This is a genomic window from Nocardia sp. NPDC059240, from assembly GCF_042753865.1.
GTDB lineage: Bacteria > Actinomycetota > Actinomycetes > Mycobacteriales > Mycobacteriaceae > Nocardia.
This window is the reverse complement of sequence record NZ_JBHZAC010000015.1, coordinates 131168-144266: the sequence shown is the minus strand read 5'-3', so window position 1 is coordinate 144266 and position 13099 is coordinate 131168. Positions and strand designations below refer to the sequence as shown.

General features: G+C 63.8%; 15 protein-coding genes. 11 read left to right on the top strand and 4 right to left on the bottom strand.

Annotated elements, in window-relative coordinates; all coding sequences use genetic code 11:
• The first annotated feature begins 58 nt into the window (after positions 1–58).
• The 3 genes from ACFXHA_RS39580 to ACFXHA_RS39570 are packed head-to-tail and all read left to right on the top strand — an operon-like array spanning position 59 to position 3901.
• On the top strand, positions 59–1561 hold the full coding sequence (locus ACFXHA_RS39580; protein ID WP_379365665.1) for an APC family permease: 1503 nt from the start codon (positions 59–61) through the stop codon (positions 1559–1561).
• Positions 1558–3081, top strand: coding sequence for a GMC family oxidoreductase (locus ACFXHA_RS39575; protein ID WP_379365547.1), 1524 nt, complete (start codon positions 1558–1560; stop codon positions 3079–3081). The genes ACFXHA_RS39580 and ACFXHA_RS39575 overlap by 4 nt, the downstream gene beginning before the upstream one ends.
• Before the next feature lie 46 nt (positions 3082–3127).
• Entirely contained in the window at positions 3128–3901 is a 774-nt protein-coding gene (locus tag ACFXHA_RS39570) for an IclR family transcriptional regulator (protein WP_379365545.1), read from the top strand.
• A gap of 5 nt (positions 3902–3906) precedes the next feature.
• On the opposite strand, the gene ACFXHA_RS39565 is transcribed toward ACFXHA_RS39570, so the two are convergent.
• Entirely contained in the window at positions 3907–4092 is a 186-nt protein-coding gene (locus ACFXHA_RS39565) for a hypothetical protein (RefSeq protein WP_379365543.1), read from the bottom strand.
• A 101-nt stretch (positions 4093–4193) separates the two neighbouring features.
• On the bottom strand, positions 4194–4898 hold the full coding sequence (locus tag ACFXHA_RS39560) for a hypothetical protein (protein WP_379365542.1): 705 nt from the start codon (positions 4896–4898) through the stop codon (positions 4194–4196).
• Between the two features lie 187 nt (positions 4899–5085).
• On the opposite strand from ACFXHA_RS39560, the gene ACFXHA_RS39555 reads away from it, so the two are divergent.
• On the top strand, positions 5086–5409 hold the full coding sequence (locus ACFXHA_RS39555) for a DUF732 domain-containing protein (RefSeq protein ID WP_379365540.1): 324 nt from the start codon (positions 5086–5088) through the stop codon (positions 5407–5409).
• 84 nt (positions 5410–5493) lie between these two features.
• Here ACFXHA_RS39555 and ACFXHA_RS39550 read toward each other — a convergent pair whose 3' ends face one another.
• Positions 5494–5745: a hypothetical protein gene (locus ACFXHA_RS39550; RefSeq protein WP_379365538.1), complete on the bottom strand. Its 252-nt coding sequence runs from the start codon at positions 5743–5745 to the stop codon at positions 5494–5496.
• Between the two features lie 528 nt (positions 5746–6273).
• Entirely contained in the window at positions 6274–7383 is a 1110-nt protein-coding gene (locus ACFXHA_RS39545) for a hypothetical protein (protein ID WP_379365537.1), read from the bottom strand.
• A 429-nt stretch (positions 7384–7812) separates the two neighbouring features.
• Between ACFXHA_RS39545 and ACFXHA_RS39540 the strand changes: the two genes are divergently transcribed.
• The 7 genes from ACFXHA_RS39540 to ACFXHA_RS39510 all read left to right on the top strand — a co-directional run bounded on the left by ACFXHA_RS39540 (position 7813) and on the right by ACFXHA_RS39510 (position 13029).
• Entirely contained in the window at positions 7813–8376 is a 564-nt protein-coding gene (locus ACFXHA_RS39540; RefSeq protein WP_379365535.1) for a hypothetical protein, read from the top strand.
• Between the two features lie 196 nt (positions 8377–8572).
• The gene (locus ACFXHA_RS39535; RefSeq protein ID WP_379365533.1) at positions 8573–8992 is read left to right on the top strand and encodes a DUF4189 domain-containing protein; all 420 of its coding nucleotides are present in this window, start codon (positions 8573–8575) and stop codon (positions 8990–8992) included.
• 542 nt (positions 8993–9534) lie between these two features.
• On the top strand, positions 9535–9750 hold the full coding sequence (locus tag ACFXHA_RS39530) for a hypothetical protein (protein ID WP_157386494.1): 216 nt from the start codon (positions 9535–9537) through the stop codon (positions 9748–9750).
• Between the two features lie 289 nt (positions 9751–10039).
• Positions 10040–10765 carry a hypothetical protein gene (locus ACFXHA_RS39525; RefSeq protein ID WP_379365531.1) on the top strand — a complete coding sequence of 242 codons (726 nt, stop codon included), beginning with the start codon at positions 10040–10042 and terminating at the stop codon, positions 10763–10765.
• Positions 10766–11131: 366 nt separating this feature from the next.
• A complete protein-coding gene (locus ACFXHA_RS39520) occupies positions 11132–11539 on the top strand; it encodes a nuclear transport factor 2 family protein (RefSeq protein WP_379365530.1) in 408 nt (135 codons plus the stop codon).
• Positions 11540–11780: 241 nt separating this feature from the next.
• Positions 11781–11981, top strand: a complete 201-nt coding sequence (locus tag ACFXHA_RS39515; protein ID WP_379365528.1) for a hypothetical protein — start codon at positions 11781–11783, stop codon at positions 11979–11981.
• 751 nt (positions 11982–12732) lie between these two features.
• On the top strand, positions 12733–13029 hold the full coding sequence (locus ACFXHA_RS39510) for a hypothetical protein (RefSeq protein WP_379365526.1): 297 nt from the start codon (positions 12733–12735) through the stop codon (positions 13027–13029).
• The last annotated feature ends 70 nt before the right edge of the window (positions 13030–13099 follow it).

The window sequence follows — 13099 nt, the reverse complement described above, 5'->3', positions numbered from 1 at the left end:
CGTCATGACCACCACCCGTCCCCCTTCAGAAACCAGCGCTCCCACCCCCGACCACGGGATGGCGGACTTCGGCTACCGGGAATCCCTGAGCCGGAGCCTCGGGAAATTCTCCAGTTTCGCCGCCGGCGTCTCCTATATCTCCATTCTCACCGGCACCTTCCAGATGTTCTACTTCGGCTTCGGCACCGCCGGACCCGGCTATCTGTGGTCGTGGCCACTGGTTTTCGTCGGACAGCTCGCCGTTGCCCTGTGCTTCATGGAGCTGTCGGCCAAATACCCGGTGGCGGGCTCGGTCTACAACTGGGCCAAGAAACTCGGCAGCCGGGCCGTCGGCTGGTCGGCGGGCTGGCTCATGCTCACCGCCTCCATCGTCACGCTGTCGGCCGTAGTGCTCGCGTATCAGCTGAATCTGCCGCAGCTCTGGAGCGGATTCCAGCTGGTCGGGGACGGCTCCGGCACCCATGATTTCGCCACCAACGCCGTCATCCTCGGCACCGTGCTCATCGTCTTCACCACGGTCGTGAACGCCTTCGGCGTTCGGCTCATGTCCATGATCAACAGCACCGGGGTGTTCATCGAACTCATTGCCGCCGTGCTGATCGCGATCATTCTCGCGGTGCACACCACCCGTGGTCCGGGCGTGTTCTTCTCCAGCCACGGCTACGGGGCCGGGCAGAGCGGCGGCTATCTGAGCGCGTTCCTGGTCGCCTCACTGGCATCGGGTTACGTCATGTACGGCTTCGACACCGCCTCCTCGCTCGGTGAGGAGACCGTGGAACCCCGCCGCACCGCGCCGAAGGCGATTCTGCGAGCCCTGTTGGCGTCCTTCGTGATCGGCGGCGCGATCCTGGTGTTCGCGGTCATGTCCGCGCCGCACCTCGACGAACCCAAGCTGGGCACCGCCGACGGCGGGCTGCAATACATTGTCCAGCAGGTGATGTGGGGCTGGCTGGGCAAGGTCTTCCTGGTCTGCATCGTGATCGCGGTGACCGTGTGCGCGTTGGCCGTGCACACCGCCGCCATCCGGCTCACCTTCGCCATGGCCCGCGACAATGCCCTGCCGTTCGGGGAGAAGCTGGCGCGGGTCAGCGCCAAACACAAGACGCCGGTGATTCCTGCCGTGGTGATCGGTGTGCTGTCGGCGCTGATCCTGGTCATCAATATCGGTCAGCCGCAGGTGTTCACGGTGATCACCTCGATCGCGGTCATCATGATCTACCTCGCGTACCTGCTGGTCACCGCGCCCATGCTGTGGCAGCGGATCAAAGGCGGCTGGCGGCCCGAAGAGCTCGCCGCGGAGGGGTACTTCTCCATGGGGCGCTGGGGTCTCCCGGTGAACGTCGTCGCCGTGGTCTGGGGTCTGGGCATGGCGATCAACCTGGCCTGGCCGCGCACCGCCGTCTACGGCGGACCCTGGTACAACACCTGGGGCGCGTTCCTCTACATCGGTGCGATCTTCGTCGCGGGCCTGCTCTGGTACCTGCTCAAGGGAACTCGCGTCATCGGGATCCTCGCCTCCCACGCGGCGGTCGAGGCGGTACCGGAGGTGCCCGCGTCATGAGCGACACCTTCGACTATGTGATCGTCGGCGGCGGTTCGGCCGGATGCGTGGTGGCCGCGCGGCTGAGCGAGGACCCGGACGTCACCGTCTGTCTGCTCGAGGCCGGGCCCAGCGATGTCGGCGACGAACGCATCCTGCGGCTGGAAGACTGGATGCTGCTGCTCGAATCCGGGTACGACTGGGACTATCCGGTCGAACCGCAGGCCAGTGGCAACAGCTTCCTGCGCCACGCCCGCGCCAAGGTGCTCGGCGGCTGCTCCTCGCACAACTCGTGCATCGCCTTCCATCCGCCGCGTGAGGGGCTCGCGGAATGGGAGGCGCTGGGCGCGACCGGATGGGGACCCGACGGACTGCTGCCGTATCTGCCGAAACTGCAACGGACCGTGGAGATTCGGGATATCCCGGCCAAGGACCCGTGCGGTGACGCGGTACTCGAGGCTGCGGCGCTGGCCGGGCTGCCGACCGTGGAGTTCAATCGCGGGACGACGGTGACCAACGGGGCCGGCTGGTTCCAGATCAATGCCGATGCCGAGAACGTGCGCATGTCCTCGTCGCATGCGTACCTGCATCCGATCATGGAGCAGCGACGGAACCTGGAGGTCCGCACGGGGTGCTGGGTCAGTGAAATCCTGTTCGACGAAACGGATTCCGCCACCGGAGCGCGTTATCGGCGACCGGATCTCACCGGGTTCGACACCGTGCGCGCCCGCCGCGAGGTGATCATCAGCACCGGCGCGATCGACACCCCCAAGCTGCTCATGCTTTCGGGCATCGGCCCGGCGGAACACCTGCGGGACATGGGAATTCCCGTGCGCGTGGATTCACCCGGCGTCGGCTCCAACCTCGACGACCATGTCGAGGGCCTGGTGTTCTGGGAGTCTCCGTGCCCCATGGTCACCAGCTCCACCCAGTGGTGGGAGATCGGGCTGTTCGCCACCACCGAACCCGGTCTCACCCAGCCGGATCTGATGATGCACTACGGCAGCGTTCCGTTCGACATGAACACCGTGCGCTGGGGCTATCCCACCACGGAGAACGGGTTCTGCCTCACACCCAATGTGACGCAAGGACATTCACGCGGCACCGTGCGATTGCGCTCCCGGGACTTCCGCGACAAACCGCGCGTGGATCCCCGCTACTTCAGCGATCCGGACGGCCACGATGAGCGGGTGATGCTGCACGGTATCCGGCTTGCCCGCCGGATCGCCGAGCAGCCACCGCTACGGGAATGGGTGGCAAGGGAATTGGCTCCCGGACCCGACGCGGTCACCGATGACGAACTCATCGACTACATGCACAAGACCCACAACACCGTCTACCATCCGGCCGCCACCGCACGAATGGGCGCGATCGACGATCCGATGGCGGTGCTGGATCCCGAACTGCGGGTCAAGGGCGTGCGCGGGCTGCGCGTCGTCGACGCCTCGGCCATGCCGAAACTGCCCGCGGTGAACCCCAACATCACCATCATGGCCATGGGTGAGAAGTGTGCCGACCTGATCCGGGCGGCCGCACCCTGAGCCTCCGGCCAGCGGAAATCGCTGTGCCGCATAAACTGAGGGTGTTATGGCGAAACAACCGGAATCCGGTGCCCCGGTCCAGTCCGTGGACCGGGCGCTGACCGCCCTGGAAATCGTGGCCAAGCTGGGTTCGGCCGGGATCACCGAGATCGCGGCCGAACTCGGCGTGCACAAGTCCACGGTGTCGCGGCTGATGGCCGTGCTCGAACAGCGCGGCTATGTCGAACAGCTCTCCGAGCGCGGCAAATACCGGCTCGGCTTCACCGTGGTGCGGCTCGCCGGATCCAGCAGCGCCCACCTGGATCTGCGCCGGCAGAGCCAGGACATCTGCGACGAACTGGCCGCCCGCGTCGGCGAGACCACCAATATCGCCATCCTCGACAGCGACCGCATCATCAATGTCGCCGAGGCCGTCGGCTCCGCCGGAATCGCCCTGCGCACCTGGGTCGGTCAGAGCTGCCCGGCCCACGCCACTTCCAGCGGCAAGGTGCTGCTCGCCGACCTGCCCGCGGCCGACCTGAAGTCGCGCCTGCGCAAGCGCCTCGAATCCTTCGCACCCAACACCGTCACCGACCTGACCGTGCTGCAGGCGCAGTTGGTCGAGATCAGCGCACAAGGATGGGCGTGCTGTGAAGAGGAACTCGAGATCGGCCTCAACGCCGTCGCCGCCCCCATCCGCGACAGCGACGGCCGCATCATCGCAGCTTTGAGCGTCTCCGGCCCGACGTATCGCTTTGCGGCACATCGCTTCCCGGAAATAGCCCAGGAAGCAGTGGACTCAGCCCTGGCCATCTCCCGCCGCCTCGGCTACCACGCCTGACCTGCTCAGTTCGGCAGCGGCAACGACCCGGGCGCATACACCCCGAGCAGGGTTCCGGCGATCACGCCGAACATCAGGGCCAGGATCAGGCTCAACGGGATAGCCACCACGGTCAGCGTGGTGCGCAGCGCGGGACTCGACATGGCGCGCGAGAGGGGATTCGGCTCGGATCTCCTGTGTTGCCCAGTCATTGCTGCACTAACCCTTTCCCTCGCTGCCCGAACCATTGTCGAATTCAAACGTATCATTTTCGGTTCAGGCGCCGGTCGCGAGGGGTGCGGCGTACGCGGAATTACTTGGCGTCCTGGACCTTCCGGACGGCGGCCGTGAAGAACGTGTCGAAGGTTGCCGGATCGGGTGCGGAGCCGGCTGCCAGGCCGGTGATCCGGACGCCGACGGTGAGCCCGCGCAGCGTCGCAAACCCCTCATAGGTGGTGCGCGGGATCGGAGAACCGCCGCCCGTGGTGCTGGTAGAGCTGTAGGCAACGGCGTCGGTGCCGGACAGGTCGGCGGGCACCGTCAGCTTTACCAGCTTGGTTGTGCTGTCGTTCTGCATGTTCCCGACGGTGGCGGAAACCTGTACCTCGGGGCATTTCGCGTAGTTCTCGACCAACTGCTTCAGGTCCATGACCTGGCTGGACACGTAATCGATGTACATGACCCGCATGTCGTTCGAGGACGCGACGGCGAATGCGGACTCGCCGAGAACATCCTTCGCGGCAGCACTCAAATCCAGTTGCGGGCCCTTGCATTCGGCCGGGGTCACGGTGGAATTCGTCATGGTGTCGCCAACGGCGGTGAGATTGGCCCGCACGCTCTCCGACGTCACATTCCTCATCGTGGTGCCCGAGGGAAATTCGGATCCGCTCAGCACCAGTTGATCCTGCACGGTAGTCGGCGGACCATCCGACCTGGTTGATTGGTCGCTTCCGCCGCACCCGGCGAGCAGCAGCGCGGCACCCGCGGTCGCCCACACGAACACTCCCTTGGTCATCACGCGCGCGAGTTTGCCAGGAGTTGGCGACCGATCGTATGAGCGGCTCGCTGCTATTTGAATCGGTCGCCGGATCGGTCGCGGCGCGAGCCCTCGATCCGAGGCTGTCAGTTCTCCAATACTGTTGTTCCGCACCATCTTTGACGTCTAACCTATGCCGGGTCATTGCCTGCCCGAGCTGGAAGAACTTGTGAAGAACCTTGCCCGCCGCGCCATTGAAGTGTGCGCACTCACCGCAATCGGAACCGTCATGGTCTGCGCCTCGCCGGGTGCGGCCCACGCCGACGAGACGAGCTTCGTAAAAGACCTGATCCGCATGGGCCTGATGGACAGCGTCGCCTCGCAGGACGTCCAACAGGCCGGAATCAACCTCGGCTGGGCCATCTGTCACGCCTACGACAAAGGCTTGAACGACGCGCAGGTCATGAAACCACTACTGGAGGACAATTCGCGCGACGACGCCGCAATGTGGATAGCCATCGCGACGCAAGACCTGTGCCCGCAGTACTCCTGACGCCTATGTATGGACACCCGAGTTCGATCGAGAATTTCGGTCCATCAGCTCTCAACACCGACCGGCCGTTACCCACCTCCTCGTTCAGATGTGCTCGTCGAGCAGCGCAGCGACGAGAGCGCCGCCGAGAAGCCCTGCCGCAGTTGCTATCGTCCAGGCTTTGTTGGTCAGCGTCGGCGGCAATTCGGTGCGATTGCGCGTGATTGCGGCGAGCTCTACGGCTTCTATCGCGGTGCCGATCACAAACCAGTGGCGAATTGGCTTGCCGCTGGACAGGGCCCAGAGCGTACCGATGCCAAGAACGGCATCGCGGACCGCAAATGCGGGGCGTAGCACTGTCGCGGAACCGGTCCCGGTCGGGCCTACCCAAGTGTCCGCGACGGCGGGACTGGCGAGGGCTCCGATTCCGATTGCGGTTCGCGTAGCCGCGTGCGACCACGCGGTAACCCGGACCAGCGGCTGCACTCGCTGTCGAAGACTTCGGTAGCTGTTAATCGTCACTCCCCATCCCCTAACATCTACTACTGACCATAGTAGAGTGACACGTCCATCGGTGGATGGCAACGAGAAAGGCAAGAAATAGCAACTGCCACAAGCCATCTCACGACCGCGTCAGACACGCGCAGGCGTCAATCGTCCGCGCATGCCACGTGGCTTGTACCGGCCAGGCAGTCGGCCCCGAAGATCAACGGGCCGACCATTTTTGAACTCCGCTCTCGCATGATTGGCCAGACCGACCGGTCCACGACGTGCGCTGTGAGGGCGCGCTCATACCGAATGCCGAATACGTGCGACACATGGTCAGGCTGTTCTAGCCGCTCTGGGTGCGGCTCGACTCGATCGACGGGGCCGGTGGGAAACCGGTCAGCGCGCGATCAGCAGGCGGCATCGTGGCTGTCCGTCGGGCGCGCCGGTGGTCTCGATGTCGAGGTCACCTGGTCGGGCGATGCCGAGGAAGTCACGCAGAACAGTGACGACGGACTCGACCGTATCGACGTACTGGTCGTTGCCGGCGGCGAACGGGACACTATAGGTCCGATCGCATTCCCGATACTGATACCAACCACGCTGAATCAGCCATGTGCTTTGCTCGAAACTCAGGTGGTATTCCGGTGGCACGCTTTGGTTTCCGGCGATCGCACAATCGAGGTGGCTGTCCCGAACCTGGAAGCTCGCGAAACGGTGTCCGTGGGCAGTCAAGCCGACCCGCTCGCCCTTACCCAGCCGGGGCAGCACCTGAGCCAATCCGGCGACGAAGGCGGGCCACTCGTTCATCACGGTCACCGGTTCGTCGTCGCCGGACCGATCATCCACGTCGATGATGCTGCTGTAGCAAGCGCAGGCGCACTCGTAGCAGCCGCAACCGCAATCCTCAGTGGTGTAGTAATCACAGCCGCAGTTCTTCCAGCAGATACAGCAGTGGCATTCGCCGCACTTCTTGTACCCGCAGTCTTCCTCGTCACAGTCGTGCTCGTCGTCTTCGTCTGCGTCGCAGTCGACTTCGTCGTAGTCACCGCAGTCGGCATGGGCGTTGCAGTAGTCGAGCCCCGTGAGTTCGCAATGGCAGTGGCAGTCGCAGACCTCGCCCGATCCGGCGTCGTCCCGTCCGTCTCCGTCGATCTCTTCCGCTCGAGGTCCACCCACCGGCCTCACGAGCCTGATCTGGCGCGACGTCAGCACCATCAGAAGATCGACTTGAACCCAGGTAGCCGACCGCCGCCGCCCCGGCACCATACGCACCGCCGACCCGAAGTCGTACTCGAACTTCTCATATGCCGCAGCGAACACATCCACACCGCGCTCGTCCCCCTCGGCAGTATCGAACGTGTACCGAAGCTCGGCGTCGCTGACCCGCTCCCACCCCGCGTCAACAAGCCGCTGAACCTCATCCTCCCCCCACGCCCACCGAAACCGAACACTCTGGCCCATCGCCTCGAACGCGTCCCCGAACGTCGTGTCCCGCAACCGATCCACCGCTACCAATCCCCATCCCGTTCCGCACAGCCATCCTCCGCGCTGCCGAACACATGAAATCACGCAGCACCGACAGCTCCAATGACCCGTTCACCAAGGCTGATGCTGTAGGTGCCCCGGAAGGGCTCGAACCGTCACTTGGCGGATTTTGAGGTGGACCTTTTCGGTGCTCGCGCGTGATGGGAGCTGTTGCCCGGTGTACGGGAAGCGTCCTCTGGGCGGGGGATTGGCCGCTGGCATCGTTGGTGGGACCGGATGGGTCCTGTGTTCCTGCGGACGCCGCCCAGACGAAGGCGCGTTCATGCCGATGACCGAGCAGCTTGGGCTTCGCGTGTCGGAGTCCATTGCGATCATGAACGCGTCGAGTGACGCCGAGAGACCTTGCAATGGTTGAGCTCGATCGGCGCAGACCCACAGGAGGACCCGTCGATGGATCAGCACATGCATACTCCAGACGCCGTACGTGTCGCACTACCTCAGCTCGCGGCCATTCTTGCTCCCGATCGGACTGACATCACGGCGTTGTTGAGTCTCGTTCTCGATGACCCGGAAACCTACGTGGGTACATATGCCGATATCGACTACCTCTGCAGCGAGGAAGGCGACCTGGCTCGAAGTGGATTGCTGGAGATGCTGGACGGCACCGAATTCGAGATCGGGCCGTCATTGGTAGCCAACCTCGACTGGCGCGCCGATGTTCAGACGATTCGGAGATGCCTCGCCTCACTGGACTCCTGCCCTGCGGGCCTGTCGTGGCACTGGTATTCCGAATTTGCCACGGCGACAGAGGAATACCCGGATGACACTGTCGATATCGCCGGAGATTTTCTGACGGAGACGGGCAATCAAGGCCTGCGGCTGGGAGCTGCTCTGATATCTGTCACCGTCGGCGATTGCTATTACCTGGCATGGTGCCCGGCTGCAGAGGCCGAACACGTCATCTCACTGCTGGATGCCGCCGACTACGAAGGCTCAGGCATCTTGCGATCCTGACATGGCAACACTTGTTGCAGCAGACAGCATCCGCTCATGCCGAGGAGACGGCGTCGGCCGTGGTGACGGCACGAACTGAACGCGGCGCGAGCAGCAGAGGGTCGTACCAGCGGGAAATCGGTTTGGACAAACACCTCGGTTCATACCAAGATCGTGACTGCTCACCACCGAAGCTGTTCTTACAGGGGGAATTTCGATGTCTGGTCTGGCCAAGTCCGCCATCTTCGTCGCCGCGGCGGCCACACTTACCGTGCTCGCCGCCCCAGCTGCTGACGCCGGCGTCGTCTACTACGGCTCGATCGCCTACGCCGACAACGGCAGCTGGGGCATCGCCGCCAACTACCGCGACCAAGCCCGCGCCGACCGCGACGCCATCAACGAATGCGGCGGCACCCGCAACTGCTCGACCAAACTCCAATGGACCAACGGTTGCGGCTCGCTTGTGATCGGCAACGACGGCCCCTCCTTCAAGGGCGTCGGCACCGGTGCCACCCGCGAGGAAGCCGAACAGAACGCCTTCGACGCCCTGCACAAATACACTTTCCTCCCCCCGGTCGGCAGCGCCGCCGGAATGCACGACGTAGGCCACGTCGCCGCCACCGAATGCAACGGCTGACCAACCGCTCTCGCAAGACAAGCAAGGCGCGGCCGAAGACTTGGAGCTGAGGGTGCAGAACCTCCTCTCCTGCCAAATGCCGAGTGGCACAAAATGGAGGACAAACCAGACGAAACCCCTCCAGGATGTGCCACTCAGCGACGAAATATCGTCCGTTGCTGGCGATTACGATGCTGGTGTCGGCGGGAGGGGTGGGGGTCGGCCGGATGCCGGAGCGTCCTAGTCTGCCGCATACCGCGCGACTCGAACTGGCCAGGCGGCCTAGCTGAAGATCAACGCCCCGAGATCATCTCGGGGCCTTCGTCGTACCGGGAACGTCCGCAACTGCCGGGTTCCTCTACCGCTATTGCGTGCTGGCTCCCGGCGCAGCCGCGGCAGCGGCCTCACCAGTGACTGCTGTGAACGAGATCACTACGCGGCTCGCGGAGAGAGATGGGTCATCGGTGGGCGCTATGACGAAATACCGAGTCCCGTGGATTCGATAGTTGCTGTGAGTTGTCTACGACAGCGAAGATGCCCCTCCGAGGAAAGCTGGGATCGATATGCGCGCACTACTGGCCACCGCCGCCATCGCCGGAACTCTAACCGCCGGAGCGGTGATCACCGGTACCGGTACCGCTGCGGCAACACCGCCCCCGCCCTCGCCGCAGTGCGCGATCGTCTCCTACCCCCTGGTCTTTCTGATCGAGGCCACCGGCGGCGCGTCGAGCCCGTTGCTGCCGCTGGCCAATTCCCTACAGGCCGCGGTCTGCTCCTGACCAGACCGGCAACACCGCTGATATCCGGAAAGGCCATCAGCACCCGAGGCGCACCGCGCGATCGGAATCCTTGACAGCGTGCGCGGTGAGTTCGGCTGGGGAAACGCACTATTCTGCCGCGTGTCGGGCGGTCCGAAGTCCAGGATGCGAGGCAGCCGAAGATCAACGGGCCGAGGTCATCTCGGCCCGCGGAACGCACTGACATGCCGATGAGCGTGTCGAAGGAGCTGTCCAATCGGCAAATTTGTAGACTCCGACACCGGCCTGATCATCACAGCGAGGTGCCTTCGTGTCCGAACAGTTCGATTTGTCATTGCGGTCAGCCGATATCGTCACCCCTGTCGGAACGGTGGTCTTCACTTCCCGGCTCGGCCAGGAGGTGGTCGGTGGTTCGACTTCGGCGCAGGCTTTGCCTTCTGGTGCCATCACGCATCGCTGGAACTATCCGAGCGCCACGATCAACCTTGTGACCGGCCCGGTTCGGAATCGCCGATACATCAATCGCGGGCCGCTGACCGTCGCTGCATTGTGGGCTGCGGTATGGCAGATTCGCGCCCGGTCTCAGGTTCCCGGACTGGAATTGCTCGCCGAGCTCACCGACATGCCCGCCGACTCCCAGAGCAGTCCCGACTGCGGCGAGCGCCTCGACGCGATGACGATCGACAGTGCGACCACCACTCTGTCGATGGGCGGACCGGACATGGAACTGCTTTTCGCGCAGGCGGAAACCGGCCGACACTTGCCGCGCCGGTGGGTACAGCACTTGCCGCGGTCGTGGGCGGACAACTCTTCTCCGTACTTTGTCGCCACCAGCTACCCGGCGCGGCTGACCTGGCAACTCCCCGGCCTCGAGCCCGGCGAAGTGGTCGAACACTGCGTTGCCATTTCCTGGCGATCGCAATCGGTGCCGGCTGATCCGAACAACCTCGACGCTTGGCTGGCTGTCGATTTCCCGATCGATGACGCTCTCGCACAACTCCTGCCAGAGGCCGGGGCCATTCCGGCGCAGGGGTAGCGGGCGCGAAACACAAGGCTCCTGAATCATCGAACCAACGTCCTGTACTGCCGCATGTCGCGCTGACTCAGGCGGCCAGCGCGACGCTCGCGAACATTAAGCGGCCGAGGCGATTTGAGGCCGGAGGGGCGTCCTGCATTGTCGAGTTTCGCGCGGTGATGGGTGGCGCAGGACGGTTTGGTATCGGACCGGAAACCCGGGACCGTTATTGACCTACATCGTTCGTGTCGTGAGCCCAGCCAGTGACAATAGCGATTGCTTATCGCTTCATTTTCGGAATGCCTCTTGGTCACGGCCGCGATCGACGGTGAACTGGTCTCGACGAACCATCCGGGCCCACAACGGCTCCCGACCAGGAGGCACGTCATGAACCGCAACGCCGAGCAGACCGTTCGCGAATACTTCCACGCCCTGGCCACCGGCGGCGACGTCGCCGACTACTACGCCGAGGACGCGACGTTCTGGTACCCCGGCGACCTTCCGATGTCGGGCACCTGGCGCGGCCGCGAGGCGATCGTCGACGGCTTCCTCGGCGCCGCCTTCGGCCTGCTGGATTCAGAAAAGGAGACCACGATCGAGGTCACCAATATCATCGCCGCCGAGCCCTATGTCACGGTGGAATGGGATTCGATGGCCACGGTCCGCAACGGAAACGCCTACCACAATCAGAACATCGCGATCTTCCACGTGCAGGACGGCCTGATCACGAGGGCCCGCGAATACGCCAACACCCAGCACTGGGAGCACGTGCTCCGCGACCCGCAGGCGGCGTGAACCTCGTCCGACCGGAGCGACAAGATCAGGGAGCTGTCAGCGAGGGAAAGTGGGCAAAATTCCGCGGTGAGTGCTCCCTGATCTTCATGCGCATGCGCGGGGACGCCGGATCAGTCGGCCGTGGCTATGCAGGGGGCTGGGCTAACGCACTGAATTGCCGATGTGCGTGTCACCGCGCCTGCGGCAGTACGCCGTTAATAGACTCCGCGTCGATCGGATCCCAACTACGTGGGGAGGCATCGTGTTCAACCAATTCGACCGCGTTGTGGTCACCACCGACGACTTCGAGGGTCTCGGCGTGCCGCGCGGCGCAATCTGCTTCATTGTCGACCTGTACACCAGCGACGAGTTCGAGCTCGACTACTATCACGAAGAGGAAACCGGCGCGGTCGGCTTGACCTTCGGTGCGCGCTCCGATCAGATCCGTCGCTTCGACGAATAGTGCTGTACCGGACCCAACCGCGTCCGCTCATGCCGAAGACCGAGTGGCACAAAAAGCAGGACAAACCGGGCCAAACCCCTCCAGGATGTGCCACTCGGCGACGAAATATCGTCCGTTGCTGGCGATTACGATGCTGGTGTCGGCGGGAGGGGTGGGGGTCGGCCGGATGCCGGAGCGTCCTAGTCTGCCGCGACTTCCGGTGTTCGGCTGGGTTACGGAGGATCGTGAACCGGCTCGGCCCAACGCCATTCATGATCGTGCCATGGCCGATGAGACAGCGTGTGGCGAGCAGTTCCGGTTCCAGGTAGAGGACGTGTTCACACTGACTGGCCGGGGGACTGCGGTGGCGGGACATGTCGAGTCGGGGACGGTGAGGGTGGGTGATCGGCTCAGTGTGATTCGTGCGGACGGTCGACCAGGTCCTTCAGGAACGTGCTCGTGGGTCGATGTGCCGTGCACGATCGGGCGACGAGCTCCTGAAAATACGTCTATCGGGCTCATCTTCCGAGACCTTCAGAAGTCGGACTTTGAGCCAGGTGACGTCATCGTTGGCGAAATCGTGAGGTGCGGCAGGGGATTCGGTGGTCTCGACCGGTGATGGACTGTATCGGGACTCGGTGTGTTTGAATACGGCGGTTCACAGCTCAACTGGGGGGGTAGTCCAGCCTTGTCCAACGTTTACTGTCAGTTCTGCGGGTCTGTGCCGGCTGCGAATCTGGATTTCCGGGCCCATCGCGGGATGATTATCGTGATGCAGTACCGGAAGATGGTGGGGCCCTTCTGCCGTGACTGTGGGGTGGCGGCGTTTCGGGAGATGACTGCCGAGACGCTGGTGCAGGGCTGGTGGGGGTTGATTTCGTTCCTGATCGCCAATCCGGTCACTATTCTGGCGAATCTGGTTAATCGCGTCCGGATCGGTGCGCTTGCGGCACCTGTTCCGGGATCACCCGCGCTGGCTGCGTTTCCGGCGAAGCCGTTGTTGCGACGGTGGGAGATACTCGGGCTGCTCGTCCCTTTGACGCCGATCCTGCTTCTCTTGTTCGCCTGAACGCCAAGTATCCCGAGCTGGGTTCGGGCCCAATTGGATGGCAGGGCAACCGGTTCGGGTTGCCCTGCTT

Coding starts and splice junctions, on each gene's coding strand:
- ACFXHA_RS39580 (WP_379365665.1), top strand. CDS start 59: ATGGCGGACTTCGGCTACCGGGAATCCCTGAGCCGGAGCCTCGGGAAA.
- ACFXHA_RS39575 (WP_379365547.1), top strand. CDS start 1,558: ATGAGCGACACCTTCGACTATGTGATCGTCGGCGGCGGTTCGGCCGGA.
- ACFXHA_RS39570 (WP_379365545.1), top strand. CDS start 3,128: ATGGCGAAACAACCGGAATCCGGTGCCCCGGTCCAGTCCGTGGACCGG.
- ACFXHA_RS39565 (WP_379365543.1), bottom strand. CDS start 4,092: ATGACTGGGCAACACAGGAGATCCGAGCCGAATCCCCTCTCGCGCGCC.
- ACFXHA_RS39540 (WP_379365535.1), top strand. CDS start 7,813: ATGGATCAGCACATGCATACTCCAGACGCCGTACGTGTCGCACTACCT.
- ACFXHA_RS39535 (WP_379365533.1), top strand. CDS start 8,573: ATGTCTGGTCTGGCCAAGTCCGCCATCTTCGTCGCCGCGGCGGCCACA.
- ACFXHA_RS39530 (WP_157386494.1), top strand. CDS start 9,535: ATGCGCGCACTACTGGCCACCGCCGCCATCGCCGGAACTCTAACCGCC.
- ACFXHA_RS39520 (WP_379365530.1), top strand. CDS start 11,132: ATGAACCGCAACGCCGAGCAGACCGTTCGCGAATACTTCCACGCCCTG.
- ACFXHA_RS39510 (WP_379365526.1), top strand. CDS start 12,733: ATGCAGTACCGGAAGATGGTGGGGCCCTTCTGCCGTGACTGTGGGGTG.